The sequence below is a fragment of the Roseateles oligotrophus genome (genome assembly GCF_025717515.1).
Classification (GTDB): Bacteria; Pseudomonadota; Gammaproteobacteria; order Burkholderiales; family Burkholderiaceae_C; genus Paucibacter_A; species Paucibacter_A oligotrophus.
In genome coordinates, this window is record NZ_JAJIRN010000005.1 from 1 (window position 1) to 19,364 (window position 19,364).

At 60.7% G+C, this 19,364-nt stretch carries 20 protein-coding genes, 1 tRNA gene and 1 pseudogene; 13 read left to right on the forward strand and 9 right to left on the reverse strand.

Annotated elements, in window-relative coordinates:
• Positions 1 to 380, reverse strand: a 380-nt coding sequence (locus LNV07_RS11320; protein ID WP_263571280.1) for a transposase, incomplete at its 3' end; no start/stop codon positions are given.
• 297 nt (positions 381 to 677) lie between these two features.
• Between LNV07_RS11320 and thrS the strand changes: the two genes are divergently transcribed.
• From thrS to LNV07_RS11365, 9 genes are all read left to right on the forward strand, one after another.
• The gene (thrS, locus tag LNV07_RS11325) at positions 678 to 2,597 is read left to right on the forward strand and encodes a threonine--tRNA ligase (RefSeq protein WP_263571281.1); all 1,920 of its coding nucleotides are present in this window, start codon (positions 678 to 680) and stop codon (positions 2,595 to 2,597) included.
• A 71-nt stretch (positions 2,598 to 2,668) separates the two neighbouring features.
• Entirely contained in the window at positions 2,669 to 3,214 is a 546-nt protein-coding gene (infC, locus tag LNV07_RS11330; protein ID WP_263571662.1) for a translation initiation factor IF-3, read from the forward strand.
• 252 nt (positions 3,215 to 3,466) lie between these two features.
• Positions 3,467 to 3,670 carry a 50S ribosomal protein L35 gene (gene rpmI, locus LNV07_RS11335; protein ID WP_263533140.1) on the forward strand — a complete coding sequence of 68 codons (204 nt, stop codon included), beginning with the start codon at positions 3,467 to 3,469 and terminating at the stop codon, positions 3,668 to 3,670.
• Positions 3,671 to 3,693: 23 nt separating this feature from the next.
• A complete protein-coding gene (gene rplT / locus LNV07_RS11340) occupies positions 3,694 to 4,050 on the forward strand; it encodes a 50S ribosomal protein L20 (protein ID WP_263533139.1) in 357 nt (118 codons plus the stop codon).
• 150 nt (positions 4,051 to 4,200) lie between these two features.
• Complete coding sequence (locus LNV07_RS11345; protein ID WP_263571282.1) at positions 4,201 to 5,238, forward strand: phenylalanine--tRNA ligase subunit alpha; 1,038 nt, start codon at positions 4,201 to 4,203, stop codon at positions 5,236 to 5,238.
• 26 nt (positions 5,239 to 5,264) lie between these two features.
• Entirely contained in the window at positions 5,265 to 7,697 is a 2,433-nt protein-coding gene (pheT, locus tag LNV07_RS11350; protein WP_263571283.1) for a phenylalanine--tRNA ligase subunit beta, read from the forward strand.
• Between the two features lie 10 nt (positions 7,698 to 7,707).
• On the forward strand, positions 7,708 to 8,088 hold the full coding sequence (locus LNV07_RS11355) for an integration host factor subunit alpha (RefSeq protein ID WP_397545558.1): 381 nt from the start codon (positions 7,708 to 7,710) through the stop codon (positions 8,086 to 8,088).
• Positions 8,089 to 8,122: 34 nt separating this feature from the next.
• Complete coding sequence (locus tag LNV07_RS11360; RefSeq protein WP_263571284.1) at positions 8,123 to 8,572, forward strand: MerR family transcriptional regulator; 450 nt, start codon at positions 8,123 to 8,125, stop codon at positions 8,570 to 8,572.
• A 34-nt stretch (positions 8,573 to 8,606) separates the two neighbouring features.
• Positions 8,607 to 8,683, forward strand: a tRNA-Pro gene (locus LNV07_RS11365).
• 187 nt (positions 8,684 to 8,870) lie between these two features.
• Here LNV07_RS11365 and LNV07_RS11370 read toward each other — a convergent pair.
• The 3 genes from LNV07_RS11370 to LNV07_RS11380 form a co-directional block, all read right to left on the reverse strand.
• Positions 8,871 to 9,458, reverse strand: a complete 588-nt coding sequence (locus LNV07_RS11370; protein ID WP_263571285.1) for a hypothetical protein — start codon at positions 9,456 to 9,458, stop codon at positions 8,871 to 8,873.
• Positions 9,459 to 9,617: 159 nt separating this feature from the next.
• A complete protein-coding gene (locus tag LNV07_RS11375; RefSeq protein ID WP_263571286.1) occupies positions 9,618 to 10,085 on the reverse strand; it encodes a YbhB/YbcL family Raf kinase inhibitor-like protein in 468 nt (155 codons plus the stop codon).
• A 29-nt stretch (positions 10,086 to 10,114) separates the two neighbouring features.
• On the reverse strand, positions 10,115 to 10,720 hold the full coding sequence (locus LNV07_RS11380; RefSeq protein WP_263571287.1) for a nitroreductase family protein: 606 nt from the start codon (positions 10,718 to 10,720) through the stop codon (positions 10,115 to 10,117).
• On the opposite strand from LNV07_RS11380, the gene LNV07_RS11385 reads away from it, so the two are divergent.
• Positions 10,719 to 10,868 carry a hypothetical protein gene (locus LNV07_RS11385; RefSeq protein WP_263571288.1) on the forward strand — a complete coding sequence of 50 codons (150 nt, stop codon included), beginning with the start codon at positions 10,719 to 10,721 and terminating at the stop codon, positions 10,866 to 10,868. The two genes, LNV07_RS11380 and LNV07_RS11385, sit on opposite strands and share 2 nt — an antisense overlap.
• Before the next feature lie 713 nt (positions 10,869 to 11,581).
• On the opposite strand, the gene groL is transcribed toward LNV07_RS11385, so the two are convergent.
• The 4 genes and pseudogenes from groL to LNV07_RS11405 form a co-directional block, all read right to left on the reverse strand.
• Positions 11,582 to 13,213 carry a chaperonin GroEL gene (gene groL / locus LNV07_RS11390; protein ID WP_263571289.1) on the reverse strand — a complete coding sequence of 544 codons (1,632 nt, stop codon included), beginning with the start codon at positions 13,211 to 13,213 and terminating at the stop codon, positions 11,582 to 11,584.
• Between the two features lie 96 nt (positions 13,214 to 13,309).
• Positions 13,310 to 14,314, reverse strand: a pseudogene (locus tag LNV07_RS11395) (HAD-IC family P-type ATPase); the annotation flags it as partial.
• A 305-nt stretch (positions 14,315 to 14,619) separates the two neighbouring features.
• Positions 14,620 to 15,000: an HPF/RaiA family ribosome-associated protein gene (locus LNV07_RS11400; RefSeq protein ID WP_263571290.1), complete on the reverse strand. Its 381-nt coding sequence runs from the start codon at positions 14,998 to 15,000 to the stop codon at positions 14,620 to 14,622.
• 67 nt (positions 15,001 to 15,067) lie between these two features.
• Positions 15,068 to 15,721, reverse strand: a complete 654-nt coding sequence (locus LNV07_RS11405; RefSeq protein ID WP_263571291.1) for a BON domain-containing protein — start codon at positions 15,719 to 15,721, stop codon at positions 15,068 to 15,070.
• A gap of 226 nt (positions 15,722 to 15,947) precedes the next feature.
• Between LNV07_RS11405 and LNV07_RS11410 the strand changes: the two genes are divergently transcribed.
• The 3 genes from LNV07_RS11410 (at position 15,948) to LNV07_RS11420 (ending at position 18,461) form a co-directional block, all read left to right on the forward strand.
• A complete protein-coding gene (locus LNV07_RS11410; RefSeq protein WP_263571292.1) occupies positions 15,948 to 16,322 on the forward strand; it encodes a GYD domain-containing protein in 375 nt (124 codons plus the stop codon).
• A 245-nt stretch (positions 16,323 to 16,567) separates the two neighbouring features.
• A complete protein-coding gene (locus tag LNV07_RS11415; RefSeq protein ID WP_263571293.1) occupies positions 16,568 to 17,062 on the forward strand; it encodes an Hsp20/alpha crystallin family protein in 495 nt (164 codons plus the stop codon).
• Between the two features lie 16 nt (positions 17,063 to 17,078).
• The gene (locus LNV07_RS11420; protein WP_397545567.1) at positions 17,079 to 18,461 is read left to right on the forward strand and encodes a nicotinate phosphoribosyltransferase; all 1,383 of its coding nucleotides are present in this window, start codon (positions 17,079 to 17,081) and stop codon (positions 18,459 to 18,461) included.
• A gap of 3 nt (positions 18,462 to 18,464) precedes the next feature.
• Here LNV07_RS11420 and LNV07_RS11425 read toward each other — a convergent pair whose 3' ends face one another.
• Positions 18,465 to 19,094 carry an isochorismatase family protein gene (locus LNV07_RS11425; protein WP_263571295.1) on the reverse strand — a complete coding sequence of 210 codons (630 nt, stop codon included), beginning with the start codon at positions 19,092 to 19,094 and terminating at the stop codon, positions 18,465 to 18,467.
• Positions 19,095 to 19,364 lie beyond the last annotated feature (270 nt).

Below are 19,364 nucleotides of genomic sequence, written 5' to 3' on the forward strand. Positions count from 1 at the left end.
GCGACCAGCATCTCGTTGACGACGCCCAGGACTTGCTCGGCGAGCTTGTGCTTTTCCAAGCGATGGCGGAATCGCAAAATGGTGGACTCATCGGGCAGGCGACCCCACGCATCCAGCTTGGCAAACTCACGATAGATCGGGGTATCGAAGAAGGCCTCTTCCATGGCCAAGTCGCTCAAGGTGAACCACTGCTGCATGAAATGGGTACGCAGCATGGCCTCCAAGGAAAACGGCGGCCGGCCGGTGCGACCTTCGGGGTAGAACGGGGCGATCAAGTCGACCAGCGCCTGCCACGGAACAACCAATTCCATCTGTCCAAGGAACTCGGATTTACGAGTTCTCTTGACGCTGAGGTTCATGTCAAAAGAGGCCTGTTTCATGGGGAGAATTTTGCCTCTGTGGGCTTACGTCTACCTCACAACTCAGGGAGTTATGCAGGATTTCCTAAGCGCTTCGACTTGATCCATGGCTACAATCCGCGCATCAGCAACGAACAAGGGCGAGAAAGGCATCATGGTTATGACACCGCGAACTACGACCACACCCCGACCTGGGTTTAGTCGGCCGCGCCTCGTCACGACTTAAAACTTTTTCCCCTTCTCAATTAAAGCGCGGCACTGTCCGCGTTTTTTTTCGACCTCGAACATCGTCCCGCCGCATTCTTCAGGAGTTTCTTCATGATCGCTATTCAATTGCCCGATGGCTCCAAGCGTGAGTTTCCGCAAGCCGTCACCGTGGCCGAAGTGGCTGCCTCGATCGGCGCCGGTCTGGCCAAGGCGGCGCTGGCCGGTCGTGTCGGCGCTGGCGCGGATGCCAAGTTGGTCGACACCAGCTACCTGATGGAGGCCGATACACAGCTGGCCATCATCACCGACAAGGATGCCGATGGTCTCGAGGTCATTCGTCACTCGACCGCCCACTTGCTCGCCTATGCGGTGAAGGAGTTGTTCCCCGAGGCTCAGGTCACCATAGGCCCGGTGATCGAAAACGGCTTCTTCTACGACTTTGCCTACAAGCGCCCGTTCACGCCCGAGGATCTGGCCGCGATCGAGTCCAAGATGAGCGAGTTGGCCAAGAAGGATGAGCGCGTCACGCGCACCGTCTTGCCGCGCGATGAGGCGGTTAGCTATTTCAAGAGTCTGGGCGAAGCCTACAAGGCCGAGATCATCGAAAGCATCCCGGCGGATCAGGATGTGTCTTTGTACGCCGAGGGCAAGTTCACCGATCTGTGCCGCGGCCCGCATGTGCCGTCGACGGGCAAGTTGAAGCATTTCAAGCTGATGAAGGTGGCCGGCGCCTATTGGCGCGGTGACCACCGTAATGAGCAATTGCAACGCATCTACGGCACGGCCTGGGCCAGCAAGGATGATCTGCAAAAGTATCTGATCCGACTGGAAGAAGCCGAGAAGCGCGACCACCGCAAGCTCGGCCGCGAGCTCGACCTGTTCCACATGGAAGAGAACGCGCCGGGCTTGGTGTTCTGGCACCCCAAGGGTTGGACGGTCTGGCAGCAGCTTGAGCAATACATGCGCGCTGTCTATCGCGACAACGGCTATCTGGAGGTCAAGGGCCCGCAAATTCTCGACAAACATCTGTGGGAGAAGACCGGCCATTGGGACAACTACCGTGACAATATGTTCACGACCGAGTCGGAGAAGCGTGAGTACGCGCTCAAGCCGATGAATTGCCCCGGCCATGTGTTGATCTTCAACCAGGGCATCAAGAGCTACCGCGATCTGCCGCTGCGCTTTGGTGAGTTCGGCCAATGCCACCGCAATGAGCCGAGCGGCTCGCTGCACGGCATCATGCGCGTGCGCGGCTTCACCCAGGATGATGGTCACATCTTCTGTACCGAAGATCAGATCCTTGAGGAATGCATCGCCTACACGCAATTGCTGCGCAAGGTTTATGCCGATTTTGGCTTCACCGACATCATCTACAAGGTGGCAACGCGGCCCGAAAAGCGCGTCGGCTCCGATGCGCTGTGGGACAAGGCCGAATTCGCGGTGATGGAGTCGCTGCGCCGCTCGGGCTGCGAGTTCATCGTCTCGCCCGGCGATGGTGCGTTCTACGGGCCGAAGATCGAGTACACGCTGAAGGATGCGCTGGGTCGGCAGTGGCAATGCGGCACTATGCAGGTCGACTTCAATACCGCCGAGCGTCTGGGTGGCGAATACGTAACCGATGCCAGCGAGCGCGCGCACCCGGTGATGTTGCACCGCGCCATCGTCGGCAGCCTAGAGCGTTTCATCGGAATTTTGATCGAGCAGCATGCCGGCGCCTTGCCGGTTTGGCTGGCGCCGACGCAGGTGGTGATTGCCAATATCACCGACGCGCAGGCTGATTACGTCGCCGAAATCGTGAAATCTCTGCAGAAACAAGGGCTTAGGGTCCACGCAGATTTGCGAAACGAGAAAATCACGTATAAAATCCGTGAGCATTCTTTGCAAAAGGTTCCATATATCCTGGTCGTAGGCGACAAGGAGAAGGCAAATGGAGCCGTTGCGGTGCGCGCCCGTGGCAACCAAGATCTGGGTGTGATGGCCTTGGAAGACTTCATTGCGAAGATTTCCGCCGACATCACCCAAAAGGCTTGAGATCGCTGCACAGGGCGCGCTTTTGTTTTGTTTGGGCTCCTCGCCTTGGGGCTCGCTGAAAGGTATGCACCATCGCTACATTTGCTGACCGTCGAGCCATTCCTGAGCGCAAGCATCGGCTGAATCGCGAAATCTTGGCTCCCGAAGTCCGTTTGAACGGCCAAGAAAACGAGCCGCTCGGAATTGTGAGCATCCACGAAGCGCTCCGCATGGCGGGCGAGTTGGATGTGGACGTTGTCGAAATCTCCGCCACGGCCGTCCCTCCGGTCTGCCGTTTGATGGACTACGGCAAGTTCAAGTACATCGAGCAAAAGCGCGCTGCCGAGGCGAAGTCCAAGCAGAAGGTCATCGAGATTAAGGAAGTTAAATTCCGCCCGGGTACGGACGAAGGTGACTACCAGATCAAGATGCGCAATCTGCGCCGCTTTATTGCCGAGGATGGTGACAAAGGCAAGGTGACCTTGCGTTACCGTGGTCGTGAAATTACTCACCAAGACATCGGTATGCGTCTGCTGGAGCGAATCCGCGACGAGTTGTCCGATGTGGCCGTGGTTGAGAACATGCCCAAGCTGGAAGGCCGGCAAATGATCATGGTCCTGGCGCCAAAGAAGCGCTAAGACCGCAAAATTGACGCTACTGAAAACGTAGCGAGGAAGGCCAACTGCTAGGCGCACGGCGCGCAGCGACCGAAACATACTTTGGGTATGTTGAGGAAGCGAGCACCGCGCAACAACGCAGATGGCCTCCGCAGTAGTTTTCAATTCAGCCCGCTGATTTGGTCGTTAGCGGGCTTATTAGCCTCCAGAGGCCCCCAAGTTCTGCATGAGTAATGCAGACGCCCCTGGAAGCGTTCACAAGAAGGAGCAATCATGCCCAAAATGAAGACCAAGAGCAGCGCGAAGAAACGTTTTCGCGTTCGTCCGGGTGGCACCGTTAAGCGCGGCCAGGCGTTCAAGCGCCACATCCTCACGAAGAAGTCCACGAAGAACAAGCGCCACTTGCGTGGCACTACCGGCGTGCACGAGACCAACATGGGCCATATGGCTCAAATGTTGCCCGGCGCTGGCCTCTGATCGACTTCTGAAGGAGAAATACTATGCCTCGCGTTAAACGTGGTGTTACCGCACGTGCCCGTCACAAGAAGGTCCTGGCTTTAGCCAAGGGCTATCGTGGTCGTCGTAAGAATGTCTTCCGCATTGCCAAACAGGCAGTGATGAAGGCAGGCCAATACGCCTACCGTGACCGTCGTGCCAAGAAGCGTGTGTTCCGCGCACTCTGGATTGCCCGTATCAATGCGGCTTCCCGTGAGTTGGGCCTGACATACAGCAAGTTTGTGGCTGGCCTGAAGAAGGCTCAGATCGACATCGACCGCAAGGTCCTGGCCGATCTGGCTGTGCGTGATCCTGCTGGTTTTGCCAGCATCTTCGCCAAGGTCAAGGCCGCTCTCGCTTAATGCCCCTCTGCCGCCGCAAGGCGGTAGGTGGCAACCCCAAACCGGCTTGCTGGTTTGGGGTCAGCACCCAAAGGCCGCGCTCACTGCTCGGCCTTTTTTTTGCCCCCAAATTTTTCCCCTCAAGACTTGCTTGATGAAAACGGCTCCGCGATGAACGACCTCGATCAATTGCTGCAAACGGCTCAAGGCGAATTCGCCGCCGCGACCACGCCCGCCGACTTGGAAAATGCCAAGGCACGCTTCCTCGGCAAAACCGGTCGCGTGACCGAGTTGCTCAAGGGCATGGCCGCCTTATCGGTCGAAGAGAAGAAGACCCGCGGCGCCGAGATCAATGTCTTGAAGTCCGGCATCGAAGCCGCTTTGACGGCGCGCCGCCAGGCCCTGGCCGATGCCGAGTTGGCCTTGCAGCTGAAGGCCGAGGCCTTGGACGTCACATTGCCCGGGCGCCAGCGCGGCACGGGTGGCCTGCACCCGATCACGCGCGCGATGGAGCGCATCGAAGGCATCTTCGGTTCGATGGGTTTCGACGTGGCCGACGGCCCCGAGATCGAGAACGACTGGTTCAACTTCACCGCGCTGAACACGCCGGAAGATCACCCGGCCCGTTCGATGCACGACACCTTCTACGTTGAAGGGGGCCATGTGCTGCGCACCCACACCAGCCCGATGCAGATCCGCTACGCGGTCCAGCATGTCAAGCGGCACCGCGCCTTGATCGATGCCGGCCAGCCCATGCCCGAGATCCGCGTGATTGCGCCGGGCCGCACCTATCGGGTCGATAGTGATGCGACCCACTCACCGATGTTTCATCAGGTCGAAGGCCTGTGGGTCGGCGAGAACATCAGCTTCAAGGATTTGAAGTCGGTCTATGTGAACTTCCTGCAGCAGTTCTTTGAGACCACTGAAATGGATATCCGTTTCCGGCCCAGCTATTTCCCCTTCACCGAGCCGAGCGCCGAAATCGACATGATGTTCGCCTCCGGCCCGCTGAAAGGCCGCTGGCTCGAGGTGTCCGGCTCCGGCCAAGTGCATCCCCAGGTGATTCGCAATATGGGTCTGGACCCTGAGCGTTATATCGGCTTCGCCTTTGGCTCCGGCATCGACCGTCTGGCCATGCTCCGCTATGGCGTGGGCGATCTGCGCCAGTTCTTTGATGGCGATCTGCGCTTTCTGTCCCAGTTCAAGTGAACCACCCGTAGCTCGAGAGATATCCCATGCAATTCCCTGAATCCTGGCTGCGGGCCTTTTGTAACCCTGAGCTGAATACCCAAGAACTGGCCGAGCTGCTGACCATGTCGGGCCTGGAAGTGGAAGAACTCCGCCCGGTCGCGCCGCCTTTCCACGGCATCGTGGTGGCCGAAATTCTGACCGCCGAGCAGCACCCTAACGCCGACAAGCTGCGCATCTGCAGCGTCAATGCGGGTGGTCCGGAACCGCTGCAGATCGTCTGCGGTGCGCCGAACGCACGCGTCGGCATCAAGGTTCCTTTGGCGACCGTCGGTGCCGAACTGCCGCCTGGCGAAGATGGCAAACCTTTCAAGATCAATGTCGGCAAGCTGCGTGGCGTCGAGAGCTTCGGCATGCTCTGCTCGGCACGCGAACTCAAGCTCAGTGAAGAGCATGGTGGTCTGCTGGAGTTGGCGGCCGACGCGCAAATCGGCCAAGATATCCGCGCTCACCTGAATCTGGACGACACGCTGTTCACCCTCAAGCTGACGCCGAACTTGGCCCATGCCTTGAGCGTGTACGGCATTGCACGTGAAGTTTCGGCCTTGACCGGTGCACCGCTGCAAATGCCCGTTATTGCTCCGGTTGCGGCGGCGATCGACGACAAGCTGCCGGTGCGCATCGAGGCGGCCGATCTGTGTGGACGCTTCTCAGGCCGCATCATTCGCGGCGTCAACACCCAGGTGCAAACCCCTGCCTGGATGGTGGACCGACTGGCCCGCTGTGGTCAGCGTTCGGTCTCGCCCTTGGTCGACATCTCCAACTATGTGATGTTCGAGTTTGGCCGGCCATCCCACATCTTTGATCTGGACAAGATCCATGACGAGTTGGTGGTGCGCTGGGCCAAGCCGGGCGAAAGCCTCAAGCTCTTGAACGGCAACACCGTCGCGCTGGACGAGACGGTGGGCGTTGTTGCCGACTCTCAAGGCGTCGAGTCGCTTGCAGGCATCATGGGCGGCGATGCCACCGCAGTGTCGGACGACACCGTCAATATCTATGTTGAAGCGGCGTTCTGGTGGCCCAAGGCGGTGATGGGGCGCTCGCGCAAGTTCAACTTTTCCACCGACGCCGGCCACCGCTTCGAGCGCGGCGTTGACCCGGCCTTGACGGCCCAGCATGTCGAGCGCATCACGCAGTTGATTCTCGACATCTGCGGCGGTGCGGACACGGTTTGCGGCCCGCTCGACGATCAGACGACGCAGTTGCCGGCGCGCACGCCGGTCAGCCTGCGCGTGGCGCGAGCGTCCAAGATCATCGGCATGCCGGTGACCCAGGAAGACTGCGCCCGCGTCTTCACGCGGCTCGGGTTGCAGTTCGAGCAATCGCCAGGTGTGCTGACCGTGACACCGCCGAGCTGGCGTTTCGATATGCAGATCGAAGAAGATCTGATCGAAGAAGTCATCCGCGTGATTGGCTATCCGAACTTGCCGTCGACGCCGCCATTGGCGCCAGTGGTCGGCAAAGTCGCGTCGGAAGCGCGACGCTCGGTGCATGCCTTGCGCCATGCGGTCGCGGCTCGCGACTATTTCGAGACCATCAATTTCAGCTTTGTCGAAGCCCGTTGGGAGCGCGAGTTAGCCGGCAACGAACAGCCAATTCAGGTCTTGAATCCGATCGCCGCACCGCTGGCGGTGATGCGTACCAGCTTGCTGGGCAGCCTCATCAATACCTTGCGCTACAACCTGGCGCGCCGGGCCACGCGCGTGCGCTTGTTCGAAATTGGCCGCGTGTTTTTGCGTGACGCTTCGGTGCTCGAGAGCGACGCCAGCATTGCCGGTGTCGCGCAACCGATGCGCTTGTCGGGTCTGGCCTACGGTCCGGCCGAACAGCAGCAATGGAGTCAGCGTGACCGCAATGTCGACTTCTTTGACGTCAAGGGCGATCTGGAAGCGCTGTTTGCGCCGCGCCAGTTGCGCTTCGTGCCGGCCGAGCATGCGGCCTTGCACCCGGGGCGCAGTGCGCGCATCGAGTTGGATGGCCAGGACATCGGCGTGATCGGCGAGTTGCATCCCAAATGGCGCCAGTCTTATGACTTGCCGCAGGGCGGTGGTGCGCCGATTTTGTTTGAGCTTGATCTGGCGGCGACCCTGCAGCGCGTGTTGCCAGCCGCTCAAGCGATCCCGCGTCAACAAGCCGTGCTGCGCGATCTGGCGGTTATTGTGGGAGACAGCGTCAGCCACGACGGCCTGATGGAAGCGATCGCCAGCGCCCATGATGGCTTGATTCGTTCCGCCAAGTTGTTCGACGTCTTCAAACCGGCGCAAGCGAACGCCGACATGAAGGATGGCGAACGCAGCTTGGCCGTGCGCCTGGAGTTGCTGGATGACGAGGTGACGCTGACCGAAGAGCGTATCGAGCAAACGGTGGCCGCGGTGATCGAAGCCTTGAGTCAACGTTTGGGTGCGCGTCTGCGCGGCTGAGGGCAGGGCGATGAGTGACGACGACTCGGGCGGCAAAGACCAAGGGCCGGCGGCGCTGATGCTGCTGGCCAGCCTAGATACGCCGACCCTGACCAAGGCCGAACTGGCCGACCTGCTGTTCGACAAGCTGGGTCTGAACAAACGCGAATCGAAGGATATGGTCGAGGCCTTCTTCGACATCATTCACGGCAGCTTGGTGCGTGGCGACGAGGTCAAGCTGACCGGCTTTGGTAACTTCACGATCCGACGCAAAGCGCCGCGGCCGGGGCGCAATCCGCGCACCGGAGAAGCTATCCCGATCAAGGCTCGGGATGTGGTGACTTTTCACGCCAGCAACAAACTGAAAGCTTTGGTGCAAGGCGAGGTGTGTGCCGAGGATGACATCGAGTAGAGTCTGAGATCCCCACCTGAAGCCCTTGATTTCAATGGAAAATTCGCTGCCAGCGATACCAGCAAAGCGCTATTTCACCATCGGTGAAGTGAGTGATCTATGTGGCGTGAAGCCCTATGTGCTGCGCTATTGGGAGCAGGAGTTTACCCAGCTCAAGCCGATGAAGCGGCGCGGTAATCGGCGCTACTACCAGCATCATGAAGTGCTGTTGATTCGCCGCATTAGGGGGCTCCTTTACGACCAGGGTTTCACGATCAGTGGTGCCCGGAATCAGTTGGTGGATGGATCATCTGGGCCGAGAGCTTCCGAACAAAATACGGATGAAGCGGAGGAGTCGATTCTTTTCGATGCGTCGATCGAAGACGAAGACATCGGTTTGAATGATCTTGAGTTGCGAGCTCCGGTTGCGAGCGATCTGACTCCGCTCTCGCTTGATCAAGTTCGAGCCGAGTTGCTTTCAATTCGAGAAACGCTTTTTGCCTGATGGTTGAAATCTAGGCTATAATTTTAGGCTTAGTCGGGGCGTAGCGCAGCCTGGTAGCGCACTTGTCTGGGGGACAAGGGGTCGCAGGTTCGAATCCTGCCGTTCCGACCATATGAACAAGATTGGAATCAAAGGGTTAGCTCATTTCTGAGCTAACCCTTTCGGCTTTCTGGGGTGCCCGCGTGCTACGGGCGTCCTAGAAAAATTCAGGTGCTAGATCCATCGATCAAATGTGGCAGGTCGATCTCGACGAGTCCGCCCCCGAAACGCTTCGCGTGCCAATCCATGGCCATGGGGCTCACTTGACCTTCTCCAGCGCGACGCGGAACTCTTCCAGTCTGGCCTGGTAGTCGGCCGCGTCGCCATAGTCGAGAAAGCGGTTGTAGCGCCCATGCGTGCCGAGGATCTTGTGCGCATGTTTGATCGGGCAGAAGTATTGTTCGGTGCGGGCCAGAATCTCGCGCACATAGCTCATCAAGCCATTGCCGTATTCGCAGTAGGTGCAATGAAACTTCTCGATGACATTGAGGTAGGCGAGTTGGCTGCGGTCGAACACGAGGTAGTCGCCGCGCCGCACCTTGACGATGCCGTAGATCGGGAAGCAGGCCCATTGATAGAAGCTGACGCATAAATCCAGCATCAGCAGCGGAATGATCATGCTGTAGATGATCGGGCCGGTGATCAGATTTTGCGGCCGGTTGGCGATGAGCCAACGGAAGAGGTTTGTCTTCAGCTTGCGATGAGCGGCCTTCACCGACTGTTCGAACTCCACCCTTTTGCCCTTGATCTGGAAGAACATCCGGCTTTCCTGTTGGTGGACGGCCTGACGCAGTTCGTCCTCAAGCGCGGCCATGCGGGCCAGAATCTGGTTGATGTTCTCGTTCATGGAACTCCCGCGCAGTCGTCTTGAAGGTTCGCGCATTGTGACCAGTTTGTGCTTGAAGTTTGCGCGTTAGGGCTGCGGCGACCTGATCAATGACTGCGAGGGCATCGGGGCACGGATGCCTGAATCCTCCTCGGTGCCCCTGACCGGCGGCCAACGACTTCAAGGATGCAGCTTGCGATAGGTTCCGACAAGCTCGGCCTGGGCCAGCACATGACCCTTCATCGCCTGCTCCACCGCCGCCTTGGTGGGCCGCTGCAGCGCCGGCAGCCAGGTATCCAGCGCGTACAGTTTGAAAAAGTAACGATGCCGCCCGACGGGTGGGCAAGGTCCGCCGTAGCCGGTGCGTTGCCAGTCGTTCAGGCCGGAGCGGGCGCCGGGCGGCAGCGGCCGCCCGCCTGCCGGCAAGCCGGTGGTCGTGGGCGCAAGATCGACGATCACCCAGTGGACCCAGGTTCGCACCGGCGCCGCCGGATCGGGCGCATCCGGGTCGTCGACGATCAGCGCCAGGCTCTTTGCTTCGGGCGGAACACCGCTCCAGCGCAGCGGCGGAGCGCTGTCTTCGCCCTCGCAAGTATGCCGGCGCGGGATCTCGCCCTGGGCAGAGAAGGCCGGCGAGTTCAGTTCCATCAAACACTCCTCGAATGGGCTTTCGCGGGTCATGCCGAGGCCGGAAGACCCACCGTCTGCGCGAGCGCAATGCGCTGCTGACTCGACAGCCCCAGCGCCTTGGCCAAGCGCTGGCGGTCGATCAGTCCGCGCACCACCGAGGCGAGGCCGGCGACGGCACAAAGCAAGTACACGTTTTGCGCGATGCAGCCGGCATCGGCACCGGCCAGGAACTCGCGCTCCTCGGGTCGCGCGCCGGACATGCGCGTGAAATCGGCGACATACACGAGGTTCAGCGGTGCGTCGGCGACGAAGTCCTGCGTGCCGCTGGCGCCGCGAAGGTCTTCGGCCTTCACGAGCAGCAGCCGGTGGGCCTGCGGGTCATAGCGGTAGGCCCCTTCGCGAAGCACCACGAAGACATCGATCTCCTGCCAGTTGTGCGCCGAGGGCGCGGTGCGGCCAGCGCTGTCGCGTCGGTTGATGCCGAAGGCAGCCCACAGCAAGGCCGACAACTGCTCCAGCGTCAGCGCGTCGGGCAAGAAGTCGCGCGAGCTGCGACGGCGCTTCAGCGCCTGCTCGAGCGAGGCCGTGGGCGGCAGCTTGGGCGCAGGCAGCGCGACCATATCGGTTTCCAGATTGAGCGCGATGGTGGACATGAAATTCTCCGGCAGCATCGTCAACATTCGATCGCGGCCCCGGGTGCGCGGCATCCGTAGCGCAGCGCAAGCCGAAGATCCTGTTGCTGCGCAATCTTTGCCCATCGAGCGATTACGCGGATTGACCCGGCTCAACGCCGCATCGTGACACCGGCGCGGTCGACAGGAGCTCCAAACCCCAGGCTAGCTATTGCGCTAGACCACGGCAGGCTGCCGTCAAACTTCCTCCAGCAGGGGCGGCATCTGCCCTTCATTGGCATGCGCGCCCTGCGCGTCGGGTCGGCTCCAGGCATCGCACGCGTCGTGAACGAGTTGAAGGTCGAGACCTGAGTGCGCCGGACAAATCGGTGAGGAGCAAAGGGTGCAAGTCCTTCACAACAAAGACGCAGCGATTCATATTGTCCCCGAGTCATGCGTGACGTGCCGAGAAGTGCGCCGCGTGGTGCGTGGCGGAGCGTTGCCAGGGTTACGTACAGGCCAGTCATTGAGCCGCGATAGTCTTGATATTTCGGGTGCCGACGCTATTCAGGTGGCGGAAGGCAAAACATCCGAGCGCGCAATCGCAAGTGCATGTATGACCCGGCGTGGTCGTGGAACTAGGCACTTGGCACTTGGCACTTACGCACGCTCCTTGCACCCTCCGGGAGCAGCGAAATGCCGCAGCCCGCGCTCTGCGCAATCGCCGGCCCACGCCTGTTTCACCTTGACCCTGCCACCACCGCCGATGCCGTTAACGGGGGAATGCAGCCGCAATACACATCCCATCAATTCCCCATCCGGACATCACAATCGAATCGGGGCCCTCATCGGACCCTCATGAACGACAGGGCGCTTCGGCGCAACCGGGGTACTCCATTGACATCAATAAATGTCGGGACTGAGTCCGGGCGCTGCGTTTTTGGCCACGGTCTTTTTCGGCGCAATCGCAACCATGCAATTGGTGGTGAGTACCAGACTTGCAATCGAGGCCGCATTCTGCAAGGCCAGCCGGGTCACTTTGGCGGGATCAATAACGCCCATTTCCAACAGATCGCCGTATTCGCGCGTGGCCGCGTTGTAGCCGAAGTTGCGCGACTCCGCCTGATCAAGTCGGTCCAGCACGATGGACGGCTCATCCGCCGCATTCAGAACGATTTGGCGCAAGGGTTCTTCAAGCGCGCGCTGAACGATCTTGATGCCGGAATCCTGATCCAGGTTCTGCGCCTTCAGCGTCAACAAGGCCTTGCGTGAACGCAGCAGCGCCACGCCGCCGCCGGGCACGATGCCTTCCTCCACCGCCGCACGGGTGGCATGCAGCGCATCTTCGACCCGCAACTTGCGCTCCTTGAGTTCGGTTTCCGTGGCTGCCCCGACCTTGATCAAGGCGACCCCGCCCGACAGCCTGGCGATTCGTTCGTCCAGTTGCTTGCGCTCATATTCAGCGCCCAAGGACTCGCGTTCTCTTCTGAGGGCGGCGACTCGCTCCTTGATCGCTTCGGCATTGCCGGCCCCGCCAATCAGCATCGAGCTGTCTCTATTCACCTCGACGCGCCGGGCACGCCCCAAATGTTCCGGCGTGGCCTTGGCCAATGTGAGGCCCAGATCACCGGTGATCACCGTCGCGCCGGTCAGCACGGCGATGTCCTGCAGCATCGCCTTGCGGCGGTCGCCAAAGCCGGGCGATTTGACCGCGCAGGTCTTGATCACGCCGCGCACGCTGTTGATGACCAGCGTTGCCAAGGCCTCCGCATCGACATCTTCGGCGATCACCAGCAAGGGCCGGCCGGCCTTGGCCGTGGCCTCCAGCAGCGGCACCAGATCGGCGACCTTGGACAGCTTCTGCTCGCACAGCAAAATGGCCGCATCCTCCAGCACCGCAGCCTGCTTCTCGCCGTTGTTGATGAAGTAGGAGGAGAGGTAGCCGCGGTCGAACTGCAGGCCCTCGACGACCTCGAGTTCGCTGACCAGACCGGAGCCATCCTCGATCGAAATGGCGCCTTCCCGGCCAACCTTCTCCATTGCCGCGGCCAGCAGTTCGCCGATGGCGCGGTCGTTATTGGCCGAGATGGAGGCGACATGGGCAATCTCCTGGGCGCTCGTCAAAGGCTGGGCGATCCGCTTGATTTCCTTCACCAGCAAATCAACAGCCAGGTCTATGCCTCGCTTCAAATCCATCGGGTTCATGCCGGCCGCAAGATACTTCAAGCCCTCCTGAATCATCGCGTGCGCGAGCACGGTGGCCGTGGTGGTGCCGTCGCCCGCCATCTCGCTGGTGCGGGCCGCCACCTCGCGTAGCAGTTGTGCGCCCATGTTCTCGAACGGGTCTTCCAATTCGATCGCGCGGGCCACCACGACGCCGGAGTTGACGATCTGCGGCGGGCCGAATTCACGCTCAAGAATGACCGTTCGGCCACGCGGCCCAAGCGTCACCTTGACGGCATCCGCCAGCGCATCAACGCCGCGCCGAATCTTGTCTCGCGCTTCATCGCGAAAAAGCAATTGTTTGGCTGTCATGGCGACTCCCTATGCGCTATGCCTTCGAGGCTTCAGCGAACCATAGTCAAGCCTGGCCAAGCCGCATTGAGCATGAGCAAAGAGCCAAGGTGGAAGCACGATCATTGGCAACATCTCGGGCGTCAGGCACACCGCCACGGACAGGGCGAACAGAAAAGCCTCGAACCAGTCGCCTTTGCTCAGCCCGTTGATCAACATCACGATGGGCACCATCACGGCGGCAAAGCGGATCAGCAAGCAGCTCACGCTGTTGATGCCCGCCTGGAAGGCATTCGGAGCAAAGTCGACCGCAGTCACCCGCTCGGCGAGTGCACCGAAGTAGGTACTCGGGCCCGTGTTGACCACCAACACCGTGGCAGAGCCTGAGACGACATTCGTGCCCATGAAAACGAGGTTGCTTTGCTCGAACGGCCCCGTGCCTTCTGCTCGCCATTCCGCAAATTTCTCCACCGGCAGTGATTCGCCGGTCATTGAGGCCTGCGCGATGAAAATGTCGCGTGCGCCGAGTACTCGGCAGTCGGCCGGAATCATGTCTCCGGCCGAGAGCAAGACCAGATCGCCTGGCACCAACTTGGCGAAGGGGATATCCCGCTGCGCTTGGCGGAGCACGGTCGCGGTGTTGCTTACCAGCGCTTTCAGGCTCTCGGCAGCGCGGTTTGAACGATGCTCATGAGCGAAACGGATGGCGGTACTCAGGGCGACCATCATGCCGATGACGACGGTCGCCCTTGCGTCATTGCTCGAGTATGAAACGATGGCCAAGACGGTCAGCAAAAGATTGAACGGGTCCTTGTAGCAGTGCCATAGATGCTGCCACCAGGGCAGCGGCTTCTGATGTTCGACAAGGTTGGGCCCATGCCGAGCCAGTCGGGCTGCGGCCTCGCGCTTGCTCAAGCCCTCTGGGTGCGACTTCATCCGCGTGATGGCGGCATCCGGGTCATCACGCGCAATCAGCAGCAGGTTTTGGGCCACATCGGTATGGCCTGTGGTCTTGGCGCCATGGCCGGCGAAAGCATCCTGCAGAGGATGGCGGCTGAAATGCCTGAAGCGGCGGCTTCGCCGCAGAAAATGACTGAAAGCATGCGTCAAGCCATGCGGCATGGAGAGTCTCCTCTGCGGCCCGACCTTGATCCCAGGCTTCTTGCGTGGCTCACCCAATCATTGCGCGGGGCATCCCGGAGACAAGATCCCCGCGACAAGGCTTCGACCAAAAAAAGTGATCACGGTAACGATTGCGCCAGTGACCAATGCCCCGAGAAAATAGCCCCGCGTGGCACGCAACTTAGCTCCATCGAGTCGATCTTGGAAGGCGGCGTTCGGCAGCGCGTCGCCCTTGCCCTCGGCCAAGATGCTTGCCGTACCAGTCGTGATGCCAGCGGGATCAGTCGAAGGGGGCCACGCTCCTTTCAGTCCGGGGCTTTGTCTTCACCATCGAATGGTGGGCTGGCCAGTTCTTGCACATGCAGCTTGACTTGACCGCGGCGTCGGCGGACATAGTCCTCCAATTTGCGGCCCACCGCATCAAAAGCACCCCGCACAGCCAGCTCTATGCTTTCGTCCGCGTGATGCGCGCCGGCAAAGACCTCGGCCCCGGGCAGGCGCAGGTCAATCTTGACGCTGTAGATATGCCCCTGATGGTGCCGGTTACCCTCAGCCTCGACGGCAACGTGGCAACTCATCAAATTCGGCGCCAAACGCTCAAGTCGCTGAATACGCCGGCGGATATCACCCTCCAGCGAAGGCAATGGCACCAAGTCTCGAAAGACCACTTGAACCGGTAGTTTCATGGTGTGCTCTTCAGCAAGATGCGGGCAAGCTGGAGGATAGATCATCCAACCCGCCCGGGGCCTTGTTTCAGGCGGCAACCTTCAACTCATTGATGACGCTGGTGATGCCGGGGGCCGACCATGCTGCCGTGTCGGCGGCCGACCGTTCGGCCCAGGAATGCACATTGCCTCGCAGCGTCGCCGTCTTGCCGGAGATGATGACATCGATCTTTTTGGCTTCATCGTCCGCATGTCGAACCAGCGCCGCCTTGATGCGCGTAGCCACATCGCTCAACATCGCTGCCGGCTTCAAGGTGATGCTGTTCGTCACTCCGACAACGCCGGTCAGACTGCGTGTGGTGCGTTCGGCGTTATCGCGCTGGTAGTCCCAGTCGACCTCGCCCTTCAAGGTGACCCAGCCCTTCTCGCAGACGACCTGAATGCGATCGGCCGGTATCAAGGCATGCCATTTGAAGGCCGTTTCTGCCGCTGCAGCAATCTCTGAGTCACTGCGTTTGTGGCCGGGGTCCAGTTTGACATCAAGCTCCAATGCAATGGCTCGCACACCCGAGACCCGCATCACGGCTTTTTTTGCCGCCGACTTCTCTGCATAACTGTCCAAATGCCCGGTCAATGTCACTACGCCATCTTTGACCGCCACACCAATCTGCGTGGCGTTGATCGAGGGGGCAAACTCGAGTTCGGCATTGACATCTTTCTTCAGTTGCAAATCGGTTTTCATGGCCTGTCTTCCTTTCGTTTATGAAATGGTCAAGCTAAGAGGCACTGGCTATGCCACGGCGCCAGTCTAGGATTGACAAAAGGGCAGCAATTGAGCCGGCGCAACGACAGGCCGGCAAGCCGATTCGATGGCAATTGACCAAGGGCAATCGAGAGCGGAAGCCGCGGCCTATGTTTGGGGGCGCGTTGCTGCTCATTTTCGAGCTGCCCGTCGCAGGAGCCACAAGATGCCTCATTTCATACTCTTGACCCGGCTGACGCCGGAATCCTTGCAGCAAACCAAGTCGATCAAGACGCTGGAGCACCGCGTGGTCGACCAATTGCAAAGCCATTGCCCGGAGGTGGTCTGGCTCAGCAGCTACGCTTTGCTCGGCCCTTGGGACTATCTGGATGTCTTCGAAGCCCCCGACATCACGGTGGCCACCCGCGTAGCCGTTCTGGTACGGAGTTATGGTCAGGCGCATGCCGAAATTTGGCCGGCCATGGCTTGGCCTGATTTCAAGTCCATGCTGGACGAGCTGCCCAAACATCAAGGCAGCTGGGCAGCCAGGCGGGCGCTGATGGTCCGGCATATCCCGGTGCGCGACCCGCAGGCCGATTGAACTGTGATGGCAGAGCCCGAGCGGGCAGGACCGAGCCCACCGTCCCAAGATCTCGAATCGCCTCACCTTGGCGGCGCGCGCATTGCCGCCGCTCAATTGGCCTTGGCTTGCTTGGCTCGACGATCCACTGCAAGCCGGCGTTCGGCTGGCGTGTTTCAAATTTCACCAAGGAGTGCAGACATGAGCGACTGTCAGACAGAAGGCCGCTGGCTTGCCGGGCCAGACGAATTCGCAGAGGTGGGATCATGACTGCGGTGCTGGAACAATTGAAACATGGTGCCGAGCAGGCTTGGGCCTCGGTGTCGGACGGCTGGCATGACTTGAGGGCTCGTGCCAGTGGCGCCTTGACCCGGTTCCGCCATGACGACTCACAGTCTGAGCAGACCAATGCCGGCGTGGCGCGTTCGGCCTGGGGTTTAATGGCCGCCGACATCGTGGTTGAGGACGAACGCCTCATCGTCCGCATCGAGGCGCCCGGCATGAGCAGCGAGGACATGCAGCTCGATGTCAGCCGCGACCGGCTCAGTGTCCGGGGTCACAAACGCGTTGATCAGGCTTGGGATGACGGGCGCTACCGCCTGCTGCAATGCTGCTACGGCAGCTTTCAGCGTGAGCTGCCCTTGCCGCTGCCGGTCGACGCCGAGCGGGCCAAGGCGAGCTATCGGGACGGCGTGCTTCGGGTCGAGCTAGCCCGGCTTGAACGCGGCCGGCCGCATCACATCATGGTGCAAGGATCTTGAGGTGAATACAGGCACCGTGCCGGGCCGTGGTGCGGCCTTCGGCGCCTTGCTGACCGACTTCTATCAGCTGACGATGCTCGAGGCCTATCTGGCGCAAGGCATGCATGAGCCGGCGGTGTTCGAGCTGTTTGTGCGCCGCCTGCCGCCTGGTCGAAATTTTCTGCTTGCGGCCGGCTTGGAGCAGGCGCTCGACTATCTTGAGGCGCTGTCCTTCAGCCAGGCCGAAATTGATTGGCTTGACCGGCAGGGGTGCTTTTCAAAGCAATTGCTCGACCATCTGCAGACGCTGCGCTTCAGCGGTGATGTGCATGCGCTGGAGGAAGGCACGCCCTTCTTTGCCTCGGAGCCGCTGCTGCGGCTAACTGCTCCGCTGCCGCAGGCGCAGTTGGTAGAAAGCCGGCTCTTGAACATCTTGCATTACCAGACATTGGTGGCCTCGAAGGCGGCAAGGGTGGTGCTGGCGGCGCCCCACTCCACGCTGGTCGACTTCGGGATGCGGCGAGCCCATGGGGAGCAAGCGGCATTGTTTGCCGCCAGGGCGTCCTTCCTTGCAGGCTTTAGCGGGACGGCGACGGTCGAGGCCGGGCGCCGCTTCGGCATCCCGCTGTTTGGCACCATGGCCCATTCCTTCATTCAGGCCCATGACAGCGAAGCCGCCGCCTTTGAATCGTTCTTGCGTGTGCGAGGGCAAGAGCGAGAGCGACGGCAAGGCGCAACGACATTGCTGCTCGACACCTATGACAGCGAGGCCGCTGCGGCCAAGGCGATTGAACTGGCGCGCCGCTTGGCCCCGCAAGGCCTGCAATTGACCGGAGTCCGACTGGATAGCGGGGATCTGGCCGCGCAAGCCCGGCTGATACGCCGCATGTTTGATCAAGCCGGCTTGCCGCAGCTGACGATTTTTGCCAGCGGCGATCTGGATGAGCAGCGCATCGCCGACCTGCTTGCCGCAGGGGCGCCCATTGACGGCTTCGGCATCGGCACCGCGCTCAGCACCTCCAGTGATGTGCCGTCGCTTGACGCTGTCTACAAGTTGCAGAGTTATGCCGGACAGCCACGCCGCAAGCGATCGCAGGGCAAGGCCACTTGGCCGGGCATCAAGCAGTTGTACCGAAGGAGTTCGGAGCAAGGCATGATGAGCGGCGACTTGGTGGCGCTGGAGAGCGAAGGCGCGGGCGAAATCAACGGTGGCCGGGCCTTGTTGCAAGCCGTCATGCAGGGCGGCCGGCGTCTTGCCCCGGCGCCGAGCTTGGCTGACTTGCGCAGCCGGCAGGCCGCCGCCCGGCAAAGTTTGCCGCCCGAGCTATGTTCGCTGCAAGCTGCGGCCACGCCCTATCCGGTCGTGATTTCAGCCGGCCTGCGCTCGCTCGCCGAGGCTTTGGACCGGGCGAAGGTCTGACTCCTATCGCTCGACGTCGATCTGCGCACCCGCATCGCGCATCTTCTGCAGGGCCTGTTCGGCATCGCCGGGTTGGACATTCAGCGCCGCCACGGCAGCGCTCAAGAGCCGCACCGCAAAGCCGCGCTGCAATGCGTCGAGCACGCTGTTCAACACGCAATACTCGAGCGCCAGCCCGGCGACGCAAAGGCGGCGCACGGCTTGTTGGCGCAGGCTTTGTTCGAGCTCCGTACCTTCGAACGCAGAGTAGGCTTCGGCGTCTTGCGCTTGTCCTTTCGACACGACGATCGTTGCGGTGGGCAGTTGCAGATCTTTGGCGAAAGCCGCGCCCGGCGTGCCGGCCACACAGTGAATAGGCCAAGGACCACCTTGTTCGTGAAACGAAAAATGATGCGGTGGATGCCAGTCTCGCGATGCGTAGATTGGCAAGCCGGCTCGCCTGAAGCGCTCGATCCAGGCTTTCACATGGGGCAAGATATCTGCCCCTTGCGGCACTGCCAGACTGCCGCCCGGCAGAAAGTCGCGCTGCATATCAACCAGCAGCAAAGCATCGCCTGGCTGCGGACTCGCCGCGCTCACCTGCGGCGCCAATGCGTCGGCACAGCGGCTCTTGCTGGATAAGGTCTGATCCATGCTGATGGTCCTGTTCGTCCGGGCCGCTCAATGCTCAAGAAAATCAGTCCGAACTGCTGCCGAAATGACTCCCGGTGTCCGCGCTAAACGGCTTGGCGAGGCGATTTTGTGCAAGTCCCAACGAGAAAGCCCGCCATTCCTTGCGAATTGGCGGGCTTTGGTGAAGCTTCCCACTTTGCCGCTTTTGACCTGCAAAGGGTCTGAGATAGGCTCCATCCCCTATGGTCTTGCAACAACATAGACGCCATATTGCAGACGATCTCACCTTTA

Bases quoted from the DNA above. Each gene is read 5' to 3' on its own strand.
- thrS (WP_263571281.1), top strand. From the start codon at position 678: ATGATCGCTATTCAATTGCCCGATGGCTCCAAGCGTGAGTTTCCGCAA.
- rpmI (WP_263533140.1), top strand. From the start codon at position 3,467: ATGCCCAAAATGAAGACCAAGAGCAGCGCGAAGAAACGTTTTCGCGTT.
- rplT (WP_263533139.1), top strand. From the start codon at position 3,694: ATGCCTCGCGTTAAACGTGGTGTTACCGCACGTGCCCGTCACAAGAAG.
- LNV07_RS11345 (WP_263571282.1), top strand. From the start codon at position 4,201: ATGAACGACCTCGATCAATTGCTGCAAACGGCTCAAGGCGAATTCGCC.
- pheT (WP_263571283.1), top strand. From the start codon at position 5,265: ATGCAATTCCCTGAATCCTGGCTGCGGGCCTTTTGTAACCCTGAGCTG.
- LNV07_RS11355 (WP_397545558.1), top strand. From the start codon at position 7,708: ATGAGTGACGACGACTCGGGCGGCAAAGACCAAGGGCCGGCGGCGCTG.
- LNV07_RS11360 (WP_263571284.1), top strand. From the start codon at position 8,123: ATGGAAAATTCGCTGCCAGCGATACCAGCAAAGCGCTATTTCACCATC.
- LNV07_RS11370 (WP_263571285.1), bottom strand. From the start codon at position 9,458: ATGAACGAGAACATCAACCAGATTCTGGCCCGCATGGCCGCGCTTGAG.
- LNV07_RS11375 (WP_263571286.1), bottom strand. From the start codon at position 10,085: ATGGAACTGAACTCGCCGGCCTTCTCTGCCCAGGGCGAGATCCCGCGC.
- LNV07_RS11385 (WP_263571288.1), top strand. From the start codon at position 10,719: ATGAAATTCTCCGGCAGCATCGTCAACATTCGATCGCGGCCCCGGGTG.
- LNV07_RS11380 (WP_263571287.1), bottom strand. From the start codon at position 10,720: ATGTCCACCATCGCGCTCAATCTGGAAACCGATATGGTCGCGCTGCCT.
- groL (WP_263571289.1), bottom strand. From the start codon at position 13,213: ATGACAGCCAAACAATTGCTTTTTCGCGATGAAGCGCGAGACAAGATT.
- LNV07_RS11400 (WP_263571290.1), bottom strand. From the start codon at position 15,000: ATGAAACTACCGGTTCAAGTGGTCTTTCGAGACTTGGTGCCATTGCCT.
- LNV07_RS11405 (WP_263571291.1), bottom strand. From the start codon at position 15,721: ATGAAAACCGATTTGCAACTGAAGAAAGATGTCAATGCCGAACTCGAG.
- LNV07_RS11410 (WP_263571292.1), top strand. From the start codon at position 15,948: ATGCCTCATTTCATACTCTTGACCCGGCTGACGCCGGAATCCTTGCAG.
- LNV07_RS11415 (WP_263571293.1), top strand. From the start codon at position 16,568: ATGACTGCGGTGCTGGAACAATTGAAACATGGTGCCGAGCAGGCTTGG.
- LNV07_RS11425 (WP_263571295.1), bottom strand. From the start codon at position 19,094: ATGGATCAGACCTTATCCAGCAAGAGCCGCTGTGCCGACGCATTGGCG.